General features: G+C 23.9%; 18 protein-coding genes and 2 pseudogenes. 8 read left to right on the forward strand and 12 right to left on the reverse strand.

Going from position 1 to position 16383, the window contains the following annotated elements:
* Positions 1 to 146: 146 nt before the first annotated feature.
* The 6 genes from H2279_RS07720 to H2279_RS07745 form a co-directional block, all read right to left on the reverse strand.
* Positions 147 to 1853, reverse strand: coding sequence for a hypothetical protein (locus H2279_RS07720; RefSeq protein WP_337196166.1), 1707 nt, complete (start codon positions 1851 to 1853; stop codon positions 147 to 149).
* The gene (locus tag H2279_RS07725; protein WP_075487086.1) at positions 1844 to 2071 is read right to left on the reverse strand and encodes an ABC-three component system middle component 6; all 228 of its coding nucleotides are present in this window, start codon (positions 2069 to 2071) and stop codon (positions 1844 to 1846) included. Before H2279_RS07725 ends, H2279_RS07720 begins: the two co-directional genes overlap by 10 nt.
* Before the next feature lie 3 nt (positions 2072 to 2074).
* Complete coding sequence (locus tag H2279_RS07730; protein WP_337196167.1) at positions 2075 to 2635, reverse strand: ABC-three component system protein; 561 nt, start codon at positions 2633 to 2635, stop codon at positions 2075 to 2077.
* Positions 2589 to 2774: a hypothetical protein gene (locus H2279_RS07735; protein WP_337196168.1), complete on the reverse strand. Its 186-nt coding sequence runs from the start codon at positions 2772 to 2774 to the stop codon at positions 2589 to 2591. The genes H2279_RS07730 and H2279_RS07735 overlap by 47 nt, the downstream gene beginning before the upstream one ends.
* 118 nt (positions 2775 to 2892) lie before the next feature.
* The gene (locus H2279_RS07740; protein ID WP_337196169.1) at positions 2893 to 3246 is read right to left on the reverse strand and encodes a hypothetical protein; all 354 of its coding nucleotides are present in this window, start codon (positions 3244 to 3246) and stop codon (positions 2893 to 2895) included.
* Positions 3247 to 4076: 830 nt separating this feature from the next.
* Positions 4077 to 4334: a hypothetical protein gene (locus H2279_RS07745; RefSeq protein ID WP_337196170.1), complete on the reverse strand. Its 258-nt coding sequence runs from the start codon at positions 4332 to 4334 to the stop codon at positions 4077 to 4079.
* A gap of 86 nt (positions 4335 to 4420) precedes the next feature.
* Between H2279_RS07745 and H2279_RS07750 the strand changes: the two genes are divergently transcribed.
* From H2279_RS07750 to H2279_RS07760, 3 genes are all read left to right on the forward strand, one after another.
* On the forward strand, positions 4421 to 4876 hold the full coding sequence (locus H2279_RS07750) for a Panacea domain-containing protein (RefSeq protein WP_337196171.1): 456 nt from the start codon (positions 4421 to 4423) through the stop codon (positions 4874 to 4876).
* A 12-nt stretch (positions 4877 to 4888) separates the two neighbouring features.
* Entirely contained in the window at positions 4889 to 5500 is a 612-nt protein-coding gene (locus H2279_RS07755; protein WP_337196172.1) for a hypothetical protein, read from the forward strand.
* A 491-nt stretch (positions 5501 to 5991) separates the two neighbouring features.
* The gene (locus H2279_RS07760; RefSeq protein ID WP_337196173.1) at positions 5992 to 6597 is read left to right on the forward strand and encodes a DNA repair protein Rad50; all 606 of its coding nucleotides are present in this window, start codon (positions 5992 to 5994) and stop codon (positions 6595 to 6597) included.
* A 159-nt stretch (positions 6598 to 6756) separates the two neighbouring features.
* On the opposite strand, the gene H2279_RS07765 is transcribed toward H2279_RS07760, so the two are convergent.
* The 3 genes from H2279_RS07765 to H2279_RS07775 form a co-directional block, all read right to left on the reverse strand.
* Complete coding sequence (locus H2279_RS07765) at positions 6757 to 8301, reverse strand: P-loop NTPase fold protein (RefSeq protein WP_337196182.1); 1545 nt, start codon at positions 8299 to 8301, stop codon at positions 6757 to 6759.
* 359 nt (positions 8302 to 8660) lie between these two features.
* The gene (locus H2279_RS07770) at positions 8661 to 9446 is read right to left on the reverse strand and encodes a Fic family protein (RefSeq protein WP_337196174.1); all 786 of its coding nucleotides are present in this window, start codon (positions 9444 to 9446) and stop codon (positions 8661 to 8663) included.
* Positions 9446 to 9616, reverse strand: coding sequence for a hypothetical protein (locus tag H2279_RS07775; protein WP_337196175.1), 171 nt, complete (start codon positions 9614 to 9616; stop codon positions 9446 to 9448). Before H2279_RS07775 ends, H2279_RS07770 begins: the two co-directional genes overlap by 1 nt.
* 1374 nt (positions 9617 to 10990) lie before the next feature.
* Here H2279_RS07775 and H2279_RS07780 point away from each other — a divergent pair.
* On the forward strand, positions 10991 to 11368 hold the full coding sequence (locus H2279_RS07780) for a hypothetical protein (RefSeq protein ID WP_337196176.1): 378 nt from the start codon (positions 10991 to 10993) through the stop codon (positions 11366 to 11368).
* A gap of 113 nt (positions 11369 to 11481) precedes the next feature.
* Complete coding sequence (locus H2279_RS07785; protein ID WP_337196177.1) at positions 11482 to 11841, forward strand: DUF4209 domain-containing protein; 360 nt, start codon at positions 11482 to 11484, stop codon at positions 11839 to 11841.
* Positions 11842 to 12119: 278 nt separating this feature from the next.
* Here the strand turns inward: H2279_RS07785 and H2279_RS07790 are convergent.
* From H2279_RS07790 to H2279_RS07800, 3 genes and pseudogenes are all read right to left on the reverse strand, one after another.
* Positions 12120 to 12508: pseudogene (locus H2279_RS07790) on the reverse strand (type II toxin-antitoxin system death-on-curing family toxin).
* 700 nt (positions 12509 to 13208) lie between these two features.
* A complete protein-coding gene (locus tag H2279_RS07795) occupies positions 13209 to 13919 on the reverse strand; it encodes an XRE family transcriptional regulator (protein ID WP_337196178.1) in 711 nt (236 codons plus the stop codon).
* 190 nt (positions 13920 to 14109) lie between these two features.
* Entirely contained in the window at positions 14110 to 14424 is a 315-nt protein-coding gene (locus H2279_RS07800; protein ID WP_337196179.1) for a hypothetical protein, read from the reverse strand.
* Positions 14425 to 14467: 43 nt separating this feature from the next.
* Between H2279_RS07800 and H2279_RS07805 the strand changes: the two genes are divergently transcribed.
* From H2279_RS07805 to H2279_RS07815, 3 genes and pseudogenes are all read left to right on the forward strand, one after another.
* Positions 14468 to 14659 carry a hypothetical protein gene (locus tag H2279_RS07805; RefSeq protein ID WP_337196180.1) on the forward strand — a complete coding sequence of 64 codons (192 nt, stop codon included), beginning with the start codon at positions 14468 to 14470 and terminating at the stop codon, positions 14657 to 14659.
* A pseudogene (locus tag H2279_RS07810) lies at positions 14660 to 15894 on the forward strand (Mu transposase C-terminal domain-containing protein); the annotation flags it as partial.
* Between the two features lie 234 nt (positions 15895 to 16128).
* Positions 16129 to 16329, forward strand: coding sequence for a hypothetical protein (locus H2279_RS07815; protein ID WP_337196181.1), 201 nt, complete (start codon positions 16129 to 16131; stop codon positions 16327 to 16329).
* Positions 16330 to 16383 lie beyond the last annotated feature (54 nt).

A 16383-nucleotide genomic window follows, 5' to 3' on the forward strand; every position in this document is an offset into this window, starting at 1 on the left:
AGCAAAGAAAAGATTTTATTTTGAAAGTTTTAATTATAAGTATAAATTTCGTATTGTAAATTAAAATTATGAAAGTTTTAAACAAAATGATTTTGTATGATAAAAATCAGAAGAATCCAAAAATTTTAACTAAAATAAAATTTTATTTAGAATCTAAAAAATTTATTACTATCAGATAACTCTAAAATTATATTATTCTTATATTTTTCATAAAAATTTTCAATTTTATCATAAAGAATAGGTACGATAAATTGTCCATTTATACTATTTGATATTTCAAATAATTTATCGATTTTTTCAATATCTATTACTTCAATCTTGTCGTAAGCTACAAAATGCGGATAATTAAGATTTGCTTTGTTTATAAAGTCAATATATGCCAAATCAAAGGCTGATATAGTAGCTTGTTTTTTACCACTCCCTTCATTGCCTGTAACATTTTTAGTATAAAAACAAATAGGATCTTTTTCTACATCATATGATAAGAAAAAATCACTATCGTACAAAATTTTAGAATAACGACTAAACGATTCATTAAAAATGGCTAATTTATTATCAAAATCATGCAAATTTTTATTTATCTCTTCTTTGATTTCTGATAACTTAGTGTTGATATCGTTTATTTCTTTTTCTACCTTTTCTAATTCATTAAGCAAACTTTCATTTTTCCCTTTTTCTTCTATTAATTTTTCTATTTGTTCGTTTAATTTGGTATATTCCGCCAATGATCCAGTTTTTGAAAGTTTTTCTAATAAATCTGAATATTGTTTATATAAAATATTTTTTTCACATAGCAGTTGTGTTGTATCTGTTTCAATTTTATCTAATCGGTTATTTAGATAATTTATTTCATTAGTAATCATTTTGTTATGAAAAGCGACTGTTTCATTAAAACTTTTATGTAAATTATCTAGATAGAAATTAGCTTCGTCATATAATAACTTTAATGATTGCATATCACTATCAAAAATATTATTGCAAAGCTCATTAAGTTGCTTTGTTAGTATGGATTTTTTTAGATTGTTGTTAAAAATATTATTTTTTACCTCCATGAGTTTTAAATGTATTTCTTCCAATTCTTTTTCTTCTAATTCATACTTATTATCAATTTGAAAATTATCTCTTTGTTGGTAAAGTTTTTCTAATTCTTTTTTGTTAATTTCTAAAATTTGCTTTAAATCTATGATATTAAATCTTGAAGTTAAAGCCTTTTTTATACCTATTTTATGATTTAATTTATGCTCTAGTTCTCCTTTTGATGACAATAAGCTTTTTGCTTTAAAATCAAATAAAAACAAATGTATTTTTTCATAAATAGCCTTTTTGGTGGTTTGATGTAGAAATTTTAACACATTATTTATCTGTTGATCATCTTTTCTAATAAATTTTGGAATAAGCTGTCTTAATGTTGGTTTTTCATCATGATTATTAAATAATATTTCTTTTAATTTTTGTTTAAAATCTCCTTCTATAAGTGTATCATTTGACCATATTTGGTTTTCGATTGAAAAATCTTTTCTTTCATGTTTATAGATAATTTTTCTTAAAATTTTATATTTTATATTTTTTTGTATAGAATTACTAAGAATAATTTCAAAATAAGGTTGTTTTTTTGCCAAGAAAGAAAAAATATCATCATTGATTGTTTTAAATTCTTTATCTTCGTATAATTGTTCAATTTTTCCACCTAAACAAAAATCAATACATCTTATTAGTGTTGTTTTTCCAATATTATTTGTTGAGCCGTCTTTTTCAGGAATTCCGACAATAAGATTTAAGCCATTTGGATTAAATTTTACGCTTCGTATATTATTTTCAAAAACATCTTTAATAATTAAAGATTCTAAGAACATTTTATTATAAATCCCTCTTGAGTAATCTCTATATAGTTGGCTAAATACAACCAATCTAAAATCAAAATAAATTTTTTTATTTCAACATTATTCTTTTTTTGAAATTGTTCATATAATTCAAAAAGTGAATATTCTATGTTTTTGTTTTTCAAAATTTCAAGCAAAGCAGCACCTAGAAAATAAAGACTTTGCTTCGGATTTCTTTCGGTGATAATCATAAGTTATAGCCCTTTTATAGGTTTTTCAAATATTTTACACAAAGCAAATACATAAAATACAATATAATGAGTACAGCTAATATCATCTATACTTAAATCAGTATTTTGCTTTAGATCGTTTTCTATTTCTTCTAATATATTGTTTAAAGTTAAATTTGGATTATTTTTATCATAAAGCTTTATATATTTATTTTTTACATATTTGACCAAGCGCTGTTCGAAATTAATATCTTCTGCTGAAATAATCCTAATTTTTTCTTTTACAATATTATAATTTTCCATATAATCGTCAAAGAATTCTTTAAATTGTGTTAATTTATTATAGTTAATTTTTTCTTCAATTGTATATTCCCCAGTGTCTGGTTTTTCAAATTGAAGGTTAATAGTAAATTCGGATATGTTTTTTAAAATACTTCCTATAGATATTTCATGTTTTATTGGATAATTAAAGTTATAAAAATTATTAACATTAACATCTCTACCAGCTGTGTTATTATTGCTTCCATTGATGGTTTGCTTATTTAACATTAACATCTCTACCAGCTGTGTTATTATTGCTTCCATTGATGGTTTGCTTATTGATATCGATCTTAGAATTTATACCAATAACTTTTTTAACAATTAAGATATTTGCCATTAATCCTAGTATACTACATATACCAGTTGCAAATAAAAACCAATCATTTGTTACTATTTCATGCATATCAAAAACTCCTTATTGTAGTTTTACTTTTATTATGTCATATATTAGCAAATTACAGCTACTATAATTATTTATTAAATAACAAGATAAATAGCAAATCTTTAATTTTCACGATTTATTAAATTTCGTCAGACAATAAATATTGTATTTTTGTAATTGTTTGTGAAATATATTCAAGTGCTCCATTCTTATCCCCTAAACAATAATACTTGCTATTCTCAACAAGATCTTTTATATTCTCTCCTTTAAGTCCATTTTCTAAAAAATCTTTTATTTCACTTTGTCTTTGAGCTGTGGCACGAGCATATTTGACTCCTAATGTAAAATTTACTGATTTTGTCCAGTTTTGTTCTAAGAATAGTTCATTTTTGACACCAAAATCAGCATGAATGCACTTTAAATACTTTCTCAAAGTACCTTCTAAATTAGAGGAGAGTTTCGACATTTTTTTGTCTATAATATTATTATCCATGAATTCCATTCCCATTTTTTTGAATTAAATTAAAATATTTTTCCATAAAAATTATAAATATACTATAAAATTAATAGATATATAGTAAAAAAAATTAAGCTTTCTATGTAACTTTCCTTCAAACCTTAAAGCTATAGATAGTTACATATTATTTTTGTATAAAAAGTAGTTAAACTATGATTATATAGTGTTTTATAGGGATAGTTACATAACAAATAAAATATAAGATTATTTTAAGTAGAAATGTAACTATCTTATAGGGTTAAAAACATTTTTGGGATATAAAATTTAAAATCAAATATCGCTTTTAATTGCATTTTAAACAATATTTATTACTTTTTAGGGACAAAACAGACATTTTGGGATATTTGGGATTTTTTACACTTTAAATTAGGAAAGATAAAAAGTTATTTTTATGAGCTTTAAAATCCTATTATTTGGTGGTTTTGCTAAAATTATTTAGGGATAGTTGCATGTTCTTTTTAAAATACCCCTTACAAAAGTTAATGAGAAATAAAATCAATAAAAATTACATTTTTAAAAAAAATATTGAAAATCAACTTATTATTAGCACTATTAACACTAATTATGATTATTGATTTAGCATGTGGCACTTTTTCAAATTTAAAAAGTTATTCTGAAAAAATTGGAATTAATCCAGAAACGTTTTATTTGGTTATTGTATTTATTATAGTGATTTCAATAATAAATATAATTATGTGTATAAAATTACTTTTTACTAAAAATAAGGAACAGGAAAAATAGTCTCAATGAAGTTAAAATATAATACACTCTTTCTTCAAAAAGAAATAAAAACAAAGTTGATTTGTCTATGTTTCATCTAAATATTTTTCCAATTCTTGATTCCAATGAAAGAAATATTTTGAATCTATTTTATTTAATGTATTTAGAATAAATTTGTCCATTCTTTGCTTTTCAAAAACCATTAAAAATAATTCTTCATTACTCCACAAATCATAATGATGATAATATTGCATTATTGAAGTGTGTTTAAATAAAGAATTGAATTTATAGCTATTATTTTTATGCGTCATAAAAATTTCATGATCTTCTAAAAGTTTTTTCAAATTATCTTGATTTAATCTTTTTACACTTATAAATAATTAATTTATGATATACTATACTTATAATTAAAATATATTAAGGAGAAGTAATGAAAACAAACTGTTATAATGCTTACTCTGGAAAAAGAATTGCAAATGAATTTATTAAACTAAGCAAAACAAAAAAAAATAGTCTCACGCATATGCAAATTCAAAAACTTGTATACTTTGCTCACGCCATGAGTTTAGCTACATATGAAAGACCTTTGGTAAGAGAAACTTTTCAGGCATGGCCATATGGACCTGTTAATGTAGCAATTTATCAAGAATTACAAGGATCAGGAAAGAAAGAAATTACAAAATTACTTAAAGCAGATGATGACTCTATTGATTTAGATGAGGAATCTAAAAATATTATTGAAGCTGTATATAATAAATTTGGAAAGAAAAATGCTTGGGAGTTATCTGAAATTTCACACAATGATTCTCCTTGGAAAAAAGTATTTCAAGAAAACAAATCTAATGCAATTCAAAATGAAGATATAATTGAATATTACAAAGCTTAGAAGAGTAAAATAATGGATTCTTTAGAAAAAAATATAAATAAGGAAATAGAAAGAGAGAAGAAAGAAGATCAAGAGGAGAAGAAAGAAGATCAAGAGGAGAAGAAAGAAAATGAAAGTCAAATATATTACTCAATTTACCACTTACAAAACCAAAGTAACGAAATTAAAGAAAAAATAAAAAGTGAAAGTAACAAATTTGAAGAAAAAATAAAAAGTGAAAGTAACAAATTTGAAGAAAAAATAAAAAGTGAAAGTAACAAATTTGAAGAAAAAATAAAAGAAATCCAAAAACAATATATTACCATTCTCGGTATTTTTGCTTCAATCGTATTAACATTTACTGGTTCTTTTGCATTTTCTAGTTCAATCTTATCTCATATGCACCAAGTTAGTATTTACAGATTAATTTTTGTTATTCTTTGTATTGCTCTTTTTATTGTAAATATTCTTCATGGACTTTATAATTTTCTAATTAAAATACATAACAATGGTATTGAAGTAAATCATAAAAAAATAATAGCATTTAATATAGTAATATTACTCCTTATAATAGCTAATTATATCTGTTATTATATGCAAATTGGAAGTTTTAATAATATTCTCAAAGTGAAAATTGCTTTTTAGAAATTTTATTTATGCTGCAGAAATTTAAGTTTCACAAAAAAATCTTTACAAATATATTTATAAAACAAGTATACTTTAATATAACAAAGAAAAATACTTTAGCTCCTAAAATTACAATAAAAATCACATAATACCTTTATAAGTAAAAATTAATGCTTTTTAAGTGATTATGAAAAAAATTTAAATAGCTATTTAAAATAATGTTTGAGATAGGCAATCTCGATCTGACATTATAATGATTCTAAGTTATGCCATACACAATAAAAAATTGTCAATTTGATTTATATTTATATTGCTTTAACATAGTTGATGTATATATAGTATAATATTTAGATTTTTGTTTTAAGGCATTATTTAAGCTTGAGATTTTATAGGCAAGATTATCGAGTTTTTAGATCTTATTTTAGAATTAATAAACAATATAATCAAGAAATAAAACAATCATTGAAAAAGAAAAAAAAGTGTTATTTTTAAGACAAAAAGGAATACAAATGAGTGATACTATTATTTTAGATATTTTATTAGAGAAATATAATAATGCTAAATATAGAAAAGTTGGAAACTGTATTAAGCTTCGCTATCAATATAATAATGTAAATGTAAATTTATATTTTGATGGTTATGACAAAAACTATCCTTCAGCTTCTATAATATTAGCAGCGGATAAATCCTACTATATTACCTCTTTTAATGTGGATAATTTTGATGAAAACAACCAATATTTAGACAGAATTCCAAATCCTATACTTAATCTTATTAAAGATGAAAACAATAAACTAGTTTCATTTTATAACGAGATGAGAAAGCGCATTAAAGAAGATAATTTCCAAAACACTAGTTATAGCAGCGACATAGTGTTTAATAATACTATACAATATAACAAAAATAAAGAAACTGGCAATCCATTTTTTCATTATGTTAGAGCGGCTACAATGACATCTGAGCATTTTAAAAAATTATTTCATAGTATGAACATCTCAAAAGAAAATCTCATGAAAATTCAACAAGCAGGATTTACCATTGTAACCACAAATGATCTCGATAAAAGAAAAGATTTTCATGAGGAATTAAAAAATAAAGGAATTTTGATAGATTAAAACAAATATTATTAAGTGTTTTAAATTATTTAAAAAAACGCTTAACAGTCTACTTTCATTCAAGATTTATTATCTTTATTATATTCATCATATAGATTTGGAAATTGTTCTTGATTTGTTTTATTTAAAAATAAATAATCTAAATAATATGAAGTTATTTTATTGTTTTTTTAAATTCTTATACAATGTTTTATCTTTGGTAGCATTTATACTTTTTGCTACATTATAAAAATTATAATAATTTTTTACATCATCTATTATTTCTTGAGTTAGGGTTTTGTGTTCATTTTGAAAATATTCATTTAAATGATTATCAAAATGTTCTACCATTTTATTAAATTCTTCCAATAAATCATCATTTTTATTTTGTTCCATTTTCAACAATAACTCTACATGAGAAAAATTACCATAAAATTTTCTTATATATTTTTTCTTAATTTCGATAACTGCTTGATTGTTATGCAAATCAAAAATATAAGTAAGTGCGAAAAAATCAACAATACCTATTTTGCTTAGATCAATAAAATCATCAATTTTATTTTTATCAGCAATATATTGTAAAATTTCATTAATTTTTTCTTTATCATTTTCATTAAATACATTTGTTTGTATAAGATTTGAAAAAATTTGAATAAAATTAGTACGATATATATACAATTGATAATTATCAAACTCGCTATTAAAAGCTTCTCTCATTCTATTTGATATTAAATAAGTTGCATTGTTAAAGTAATCTTTGATTATTTCTTCAATAATTTTGGTAAATAAATGTTTAAATTCAAGTAATTCGCTACTAATAGTGTAAATACTATCTATTTTTTCAACGATTACTTCAAACACATAAACAAGAAAATCTTTACAATCAGGATTTTCTACTAGTTTTTCTTTAAAATGCAATTCTTCGTGAAAATAATTAAAAGCACTTAAAATCTTATTTAATTGTCTTAGATTTTTAATACCATTTAATAAAGTACATGGAAGCAATTTAGTGTTTATTTGAGGACATTTCTCTTTTGCTATTTGTAGCACAACTTCAAGTCTAGAATCTATGGTAATTTCTAAATCTATACATTTTTCTTTATAATTATCAAAAATTTTTTTATTATTAAGCTTGCTATCATCACCTATTAAAATAACTTTACATTTTCCTTCTTTTAGATTGTTAATCAAACCTAATAAATCTTTGATATTCAGTTTATCTGATTTTCGCTCTAAATCATCAAAGCATACAATTATATTTTTAAAATCTTGTTTTATAAAAAATTGAAATAAAGAACCAATAGAAATTTTCCAAAAAGTTAAATTTCTTAAAAAATAAACCAATTTATTATATTTGTATGAATTAAGAGTTATCTCCTCTAAGATTTCTTTGTAATGCTCTTTTCCAAATAAAGATATATAAATAACCCTTAAAGATTCATCTTCTTGTTTTATAAATTCACAATAACTAAAGTATTTAATTAAAAATTTAACAATTAAGATAATAAATTCATACAAATACTTCAAATGACTGAAAAAATTTAATTTTACTTTATTTAATTCAAAATCCTTTTTCGTATTAGAAATCTCATTTTCAATTTCTTTCCAGAGATAAGTCTTACCTACTCCCCATTTTCCATTTATAAACAAGCTATATCTATCTTTATCTTCTAAAAACTTTTTAATCTGTTCTTTATTAAGATAATTCTTCTTTGTTATTATAATTCATCTTAAATCCTAAAATTTTGCTTTAAATTTCCTATTGCTTGATTACAATATCTAGTTTTTTATTCACGCAATCATTTAAAAAAATATTAATTAAAACTTGATAAGGAGCTCCTTTTCTATTAGCTATTTCTTTAAAATAATAGTTGAGCTATTTAAATTAATTGAAATTTACTTTTTAACTCTTTATCTACATAAGGATTTCTTATTGCTTTTGAAAAATCATATTCTTTTTTCATAGTTGCTTCTTATGTTATTTTCTCTTTTACAGTTGCTTTTCTAGCTGATATTGTACGAATCGTATAATTAATAAATAACCAGTAAGGTTGCTGTTTTTATAACTAGAGTCTAAAAGTAAATTATAAAGAATAATTAGGATTTCCAGAAACAGCTTTTAAGTATTCTAAAAATTCTTTTTTACTTATTTCATTTCTCTTTAATAATTTATTCTTATGTCTCTCTAAATTATATAATTCAAACTCATCAATATATTCATTACACATCATTATAGCTTGTTCATATAATTTTACAGCTTGTTCATACTCACCTTTGCAAGTTAGAACCTTGGCTACTGATTTATAAAGAGCAACAGAAGGGCCATACTTACTTAAAACATCTTGATACATTTTTATTGCTTCATCATAGTGTCCAATTCTTTTGTATTGCATTATAATATGAATAATGTGATTTACTTCATCAGATATTTCATACTCCAAATTATATTGATTTCTAACCCATTCTAAAACTTGTTCTTGATTTAAACTTTTCTCAATCATATCTTTTAAAAAAATTGAAAGTCCACCTTTAAAAAAATCATTATAAAAAACAGGGTATACATCCTTTATTAATTCCATTATAATTAAAAGAATAGTGCGTTTATTTCCATCAACAAAACAATGCCCTTTGTTAAGCCTAAAAATAATCATTGCAGTCATTTCAGCAAAATCAGAACAATAAGGCTCTGGAGGTTGCGTAAAGGGTTTGGTAGTATAAATGCTATTACAAAGATCTAGTAAACTCCCTTTATTCTGAATAATACTTTTTTTAAATAATTTAGATTTTGAATCTTTTACCAACTCTTCATTGATTTTTACGATACGATTATATAGCAATCTAGCATTATCATCACAAAATTTTTCTTCCATTACTTATCTTCTAGATATTTTAAAGCCAATCTATTGTCCTGTATTAGCATTCTAATAAGCTCTTTTTCTCTTTTTTCTGTTGTCTTTTTTATCTGAGGCAAAACACTCAAATCAATAACTCTTTTTTCTGTTGTCTTTTTTATCTGAGGCAAAACATCATTTCTTATCATAATAAAACCTTTTATCATCAATTATCTTAATTCTAAAAAGAATATATAAGTAAAGTAAAAATTAATTTAGCTTTGCTAATTATACCTAAAAAATTGAAATTTTTACACAGTATGGATAAAATATAAGAAAAACAGCATCCGCTTTTTATAAGAATAGTTTTAATTTTTCTTTACAGTTTAAACAAATCCAAATTAAATATATTTATATTGCGAATAGTAATAAATTTGCGAAATCTAATTTTGGAAATTTTATAAGTTGAGTTTAGCAATATGAATCACTCGCTCATACAAAGAAATTAAGCTTTTTTCTACACTAACTATCGAAACGCAAAATTTTTTGGTATGTTTTAAAATATTTTACAAACAAACCCTTAAAAGTCCAACGCAAGTAAAAATTTAAGATAATTTGCACGGCTAATTTTATAAAAACTATATTTATGATAAATCTTAAAAAATATTTTTAAACTATTCTTGAATATAATTCTTGCTATGTTTTTAAAGGATTATTTAGTTTAGAAAATTTTATAAAGGTTTTAACCATGAAAGAAAAAGAATATAACATTGTGAATAATTTACTTAATCTTGATTTTAATAAATGTGAAAATATATTTTCATTTTATGAATTAATAAAAAGAATTAAACAGTAATGAAAATAATATAAAATATAAAAATAGCATTAATTTTTTATATCATTTTTGTAATTATAACCCTGATTATTTAAACTACAAATACAAGCAAAAAAAGACTAAAAGCAGAATACTTAAAACCACTTAATGACATACTTTATAATATTAAAAACCCTCTATGACAATTAAGGCTAGCTACTATTTTATTGTTAGAATATCAAGATATAAATAAGCCTGATATAGCCAAACTCATTATAAAAATACCATTTTATTTTTAAATAAATTGTTTGATAAAAATGCTTATGAACTTAGAGAGGGAATATTATTTGCATATGATTTAAATTATAAATTTCAACTAGAAGAAGATTTGAAATATATAGAAAAACTGAAAGATATTATAAATAATTACTTGTATAGCAAAGAATCTAAAGATATGGATTTTAGATTTATAAGATTATTTGAAAGCTTAATTACAAAATATAAACATTTTTATAATAAAGATGAGTTAAATATAATAATATAAAGCTTTATAAAATCATTGATATAAAAACTAATTACACAAATACCATAAGCGAAGTTTCTTCTTTGCAAATACATAAAATTTTATATGTGGAATATATGAAATTTTAACCTTAATAGATCAAAGCAATAAAACAAATACTTATCAAAAGGTAATATTAATATAAATTTATTAATAGCCAATAAAATTAAAGATAGTGCTATCAAGGCGGAGGTTTTAAGATACGCCTTGGAATTTGCTAATCAAATCAATAACAAAGAACAAATATCAAAAATCAATTTATTGATACAAGAAAATAACAAAAATTTAATTTCAAGTTTTAAACCTATAGAAATAGATATTCCATTAGAAATACAACAATTATTAGAAAAATTCAAGAATGATATGGATAATTACTTAAAAATTAATTCTAATTTATTTAACTGCATTCTTAAATTCTATCTGTATTTTAAAATAGATTTTAAAAAAATAAAAGGTGATGGTTTTATAGAATTATTTTTTCCTCAAACTATACGCTTTGATGAAGATTATTTACTAGAAAATATTGATGATTTTGGGTTATTTAGAAATTATAATTATCATATATATCCGCATCTTATCTTTTAATAAATATCTTAAAACTAAAACTGCTTCAAAAATTTTATCCAAGTAAAGAATATTTTTATTCTTTAACTTATAATAATATAATTCCAAAAGGATATGAAGAAATTATAGCAAGAATGTTTTATGCTGGAATACATGAAGATTATATGGATTTTTTTATTTATGCTTCAGTAAGCATTGAAGCTGTATTAAGACATATAATAGGTGAAGATGTCATAAAAAATAATAGGAATAATCAGCAAATGCAAGAATATGAAACTTTAGAAAATTTACTAGATAAAATAAAAAATCAAAATCTTCTAGAGGAAGATATTATAAAAGAATTGCGATTATTATTTTGCAGAGAAGGTTTTAATATTAGAAATAAAGTAGCACATGCAAGATTTTCACAAGATATATTTAATGGATATTATGTGTTAGCGGATTATATGTGGCCTTTTTTAATGATATTTTTTATTCAAAACTATAATAAATAATATATTTATGCATTTTTTCAAAGTCAAATAAAAAAGAAGTTTGCTATAAATTTCCTATTACTTGATTACAATATCTAGTTTTTTATTCACGCAATCATTTAAAAAATTTAATTAAAACTTGATAAGGAACTCCTTTTCTATGTAGCCATTTCTTTAAAAATAATAGTTGAGCTATTTAAATTAATTGAAATTTACTTTTTAACTCTTTATCTATATAAGGATTTCTTATTGCTTTTGAAAAATCATATTCTTTTTTCATAGTTGCTTCTTTACATTTCTTAATTGTTAGAAATATTTTTATCAATAAAATTTTGTAAAATTTGATTTAAATCATCTTTTGTAATAGAATCATCTGCAACACCGACAACAATATCTTCCATAACTTCGGCAAATTTATCATTATATTTATCATCTAAATCTAAAAAGTACATACCTAGAAATATTGAAGTCCGTTTATTTTCATCAGCAAATGGATGAAATTTTACACAGGAAAATATTAAATGTGTGATTTTATTAGTTATCGTAGGATAATAATCATCGTTTTTATATACTCTAATGCACTAGCCAAATATTCTATTTGTGTTCCATTATAACCGCTTAATCCACCTGTTTTTTCAATAATTTTTTCGTGTATAGCAATAGCTTCGCTTAGTTCAATATATTTCATTTATTTTTGAGTCCTTGACATACTGCATTTATAGCAGGTTTTTCTAACTCTTTTTCCATTTTTGCCATAGTTTTTTTTAACTGCTTCTCTCTCAGCTAAATATTCTTTACTATTTTTTTTGTGTATTATGTTTTATAGTTTTCATTTTGTTATCCCTTTATTTTTTTATTAAATACCTTAAATACCGTATAGACTATTTTAACATTTGTTTGATTAGCAAATCAATATGAAGCTAAAAAATTAATTTGCTAATTATACCCAAATTAATTTTCGTTGAGCAATAAATAAAACAACCAAGTCAAATTAAAAAAAGAACCTCGCTCAAAACCTTAAAAATAAGCATTTTATAGCAAAAATACTTGCAAAAATTTATTAAAATATAGTATAATCTATGTTATACAAAATTAAGAAAAAGGAGTTATTATGACTCTTATTATTGAAAATGTCAATGAAGATTTTTTACCTGCATTTAAAGGTTTATCAAAAAGCATAAATGCCAAATTATAAAGTTATGTAAAAAAGTAAAGTGAGATAAAATCTAATTAAAGTATTATTTTATAGTATTTTGATTAGATTTTTTTAGAAATCAAAGTGAGGATTCATTCTTTACAAATTTTTACATAACACTTTACATTTTTTTACAAAAGCTTTACATATTTTTTACATTCTTTTTACAAATACTTTACAAAGTTTTTAAAAGCTAAAGAGTGGTCTTTTTAAAATATCCTACAACGCGTCCTAGTATTTCAAAATTTTCCCCATCTAAACTTATGGACTCGTAGGCTTTATTATCACTAAGCAGTTTTAGTTTAGGACGTTTTTGTAAGCGTTTTACATAAAGTTCATTTTCGATGCGCGTTACACAAATTTCTCCTTCTTTTACCTCGCTTTGTTGAACCAAAAGATAGCAATTTTCAGGGAGTGTTGGTACCATAGAATCGCCTTGTCCTAAAATCACAGAGAGATTTATAAAAGAGTATAAGCCAAAGCATTCACGCAAAAAACTTTTAGAAAGACCCAAAGCTTGATTACTTTCTTCATCATTGTAAGCACCGCTTCCAGCACTTGCTCTTACATTTTCAAAAAAAGGGATATTTATTATATCATCATCTAAGGTTTGAGTAAAATTTTCCAAAATTACATTGCTTGTCGGACAATTTTTTGCGTTTGTCGGACATATTTTGTTAGATATTGTCGGACTATTGTCGGACATATTTTCGCTAATAAAAGAAGCTGGAGATAGGTTGAAAGCTGAAGCAATTTTTTTTAAATTGCCATAGGTAAAATTATCAACTGATCCAGCTTCGTACTTTTTAATTGTGCTTATTGATACGCCAGATTTCTCAGATAAATCAGTCTGTGTCCAACCAAAGTGCTCCCTATATTCTTTCATTCTTAAAGAAAGTTCCATATTTTACTCCAAATACTGGACAAGTTCAATAAATTATACTATAATTACATAACTTTTTCGGTAATGGTAACACAAAAAAAGCAAAAATAATATTAAAGGAAAAATATGAAGAAAAAGAATAAACCTAAAAAGAACAAGTGTTTAAAAAAATCTATCATATTGACAGGTTATATAGGCATAAAAACTAAACCTAGGAAAGATCTTTAATTTTTTGATAATTTTCTAAAATTTTTTTAAAACGATCATCAAAAGCTTTTTGAGATTGTTTTGAAAATTCATCTGTTAGCGAGTTGCACTCTTGAAAGTGTTTTTCAAGTGCTTGTGTTGCAAAAGCAGCTTGTTCTTTATCTAAAGGATTTCTAAGCTCTTTTGTTATTTTTAGAAAATCGTTATTTAGTTTTTTGGTGAGCTCATTATAGCTATTATGTTGAACTTGAACTAAAAGTAATAAATCGTGGATTTGTGTTTGCATTTCTATAAGAATTTCTTTAAGATTTGCTTGCATAAGAGTCCTTTTTTATCAATTATAACATATTTTAAGGAAAGAGATGAAAAATAAACTTATAAAAACTATGAGTGCTAAAGGTGTGAAGCTTATGACTTGGGCTAAGGCTAAGGGTTTAAATCATAAGGATATGGTTATACTTTATGATTTATCTAATGGTAGGATTAAGGGTATAAGAGGCAGGGCTAAAGAATTAAAAGAAATGTTAGAAAAAGATGGATTTAAGGTGGCTTAAATGTGGATAAGCAGTAAAGAATTCGCAAAAAAATACAATTTAAATAGGGATACTATAATAAAATCTACTAATAGAGCTTATAAAAAAGGTAAAAAAATTTGTATTTTAAAGTTCAATATATTATACTTTAAGTATTCCAAAGGGGTTGGTGGTCACGCAGGTAAAACCCTTCAAACCTGGCATAAGCCTTTAAGCAAGGAAGAAGCAAGTTCTAATAGGGCAAGGTTTTAGCATAGAAGACATAAGTCATGATTTATCAAACTACAAAAAACGCAAGTACTCAAGCATACCTAGCAAAGCACACATACAAAGATGAATTTTCAAATAAAACAACACAAGAATTTTTAAGCAAACCATTAAATGATGATGCTTTGCTTAAAAATTCTAATGCTTTACAAGTACAAAGTACTAACGAGATTAAACTCAGTGAAAATCAAATACAAATAAACAAAGATAGCTTAAGCGAATTTGCAAAAGCAAGTTCTAAAAAGCAAAATTTAGCTTTGCAAAAAGCTGCCGTAGTTAAAGAATGGCTTCATGCTAAAGGCAAGATAAGCACAAATGATTTTATAAATTACATTAACGCTAAAAAAATCTATGAGTTTAAACTCACACAAAACAAACTCTTTGCTTGGCAAAAAGAATACTTAGCACATGGACTTGATGCTTTAGTAGATAAAAGAGAAAATAAAAAAGCAGATGAGATCGAAAGACTTGGCATAAAAGAACTTTTTGTAAATACCTTGCTCGCACAAAAAGGAAGGCTTAATGCTTCTAATATCCATCGCATTATAAATTATGAAATTGCCAAAAATGGAAAATTAGATTTGAAAGATTTTCTAGGCAAAAAAGATGAGTTTATAAGCTATGAGTGTGTTTTAAGAAGTATGAAAAAATACTTAAAAGAAAACAAGCTTATAAAAAATATCATCTTACATGGAGAAGATGGAGCCATAAGTCGCCATCTGCCTGCACTTGGGGTGAGTAATTGGAAAGCTTCTACCATCAATGAAATCGTAGAGATTGACGCAAGCCCACTTGATGCTATTTGCAAGGTGGAAATTATTAATGAAAAATACGGCTTAAAAGGTGAGGAATGTTCTTGGCATAAACGCTACACCATCATATCTTTAATTGATACTTATAGTGGCATGGCTAGCTTTTATCTTGGTTTTAGTGAAGATAGCTTAAGCATAGCAAGAGCTATCGCAAAATACATCAGCACTTATGGCTTAAGATGAATATAAAAGACAAACGCGTAATTTAAAAGATGAGCTGCTTGAAGCACAAAGAGAACTTTTAAATTTTTACAGAAATAAAGAGAGTAAAAAGCAAAAGATATACAAACTTGACGATAATACAATACATAAACTCAAAAAGTTAAAAACGCAAGGGTTTGCAAACATTCAAATAAAAGATGAGCTTAAAATAAGTGATTCGTCTATAAGAAAATACACAAAGGATATGATATGAAAAATATAAAATTAATCGATATTTTAGATCAAATAAAAGACGATTTACAAGCTTTAGCTTTATTTTGTACAAAAATGGGTATTAGCACGAGAGAGCTTTATGTGGAAGATAAAGAACTTTATTTTATATCCAATGCTTTAGAGCATAATGCAAAGCTTATTAAAAATGTAAGTGATGAGTTAAATCAAGATTTTTAAATTTTATTAAGGTTGTTTTTTAATTTATAAAGACAACCTTGCACTCTCTGTGAG

Origin of the sequence: Campylobacter sp. B0100352/1 (assembly GCF_020135855.1) — a bacterium.
In the GTDB taxonomy this organism is placed as follows: domain Bacteria; phylum Campylobacterota; class Campylobacteria; order Campylobacterales; family Campylobacteraceae; genus Campylobacter_D; species Campylobacter_D taeniopygiae.

Coding starts and splice junctions, on each gene's coding strand:
- H2279_RS07805 (WP_337196180.1), top strand. CDS start 14,468: ATGAAAAATAAACTTATAAAAACTATGAGTGCTAAAGGTGTGAAGCTT.
- H2279_RS07770 (WP_337196174.1), bottom strand. CDS start 9,446: ATGGAAGAAAAATTTTGTGATGATAATGCTAGATTGCTATATAATCGT.
- H2279_RS07795 (WP_337196178.1), bottom strand. CDS start 13,919: ATGGAACTTTCTTTAAGAATGAAAGAATATAGGGAGCACTTTGGTTGG.
- H2279_RS07800 (WP_337196179.1), bottom strand. CDS start 14,424: ATGCAAGCAAATCTTAAAGAAATTCTTATAGAAATGCAAACACAAATC.
- H2279_RS07750 (WP_337196171.1), top strand. CDS start 4,421: ATGAAAACAAACTGTTATAATGCTTACTCTGGAAAAAGAATTGCAAAT.
- H2279_RS07775 (WP_337196175.1), bottom strand. CDS start 9,616: ATGATAAGAAATGATGTTTTGCCTCAGATAAAAAAGACAACAGAAAAA.
- H2279_RS07725 (WP_075487086.1), bottom strand. CDS start 2,071: ATGATTATCACCGAAAGAAATCCGAAGCAAAGTCTTTATTTTCTAGGT.
- H2279_RS07785 (WP_337196177.1), top strand. CDS start 11,482: ATGTTTTATGCTGGAATACATGAAGATTATATGGATTTTTTTATTTAT.
- H2279_RS07735 (WP_337196168.1), bottom strand. CDS start 2,774: ATGCATGAAATAGTAACAAATGATTGGTTTTTATTTGCAACTGGTATA.
- H2279_RS07755 (WP_337196172.1), top strand. CDS start 4,889: ATGGATTCTTTAGAAAAAAATATAAATAAGGAAATAGAAAGAGAGAAG.
- H2279_RS07720 (WP_337196166.1), bottom strand. CDS start 1,853: ATGTTCTTAGAATCTTTAATTATTAAAGATGTTTTTGAAAATAATATA.
- H2279_RS07740 (WP_337196169.1), bottom strand. CDS start 3,246: ATGGATAATAATATTATAGACAAAAAAATGTCGAAACTCTCCTCTAAT.
- H2279_RS07815 (WP_337196181.1), top strand. CDS start 16,129: ATGAAAAATATAAAATTAATCGATATTTTAGATCAAATAAAAGACGAT.
- H2279_RS07730 (WP_337196167.1), bottom strand. CDS start 2,635: ATGGAAGCAATAATAACACAGCTGGTAGAGATGTTAATGTTAAATAAG.
- H2279_RS07760 (WP_337196173.1), top strand. CDS start 5,992: ATGAGTGATACTATTATTTTAGATATTTTATTAGAGAAATATAATAAT.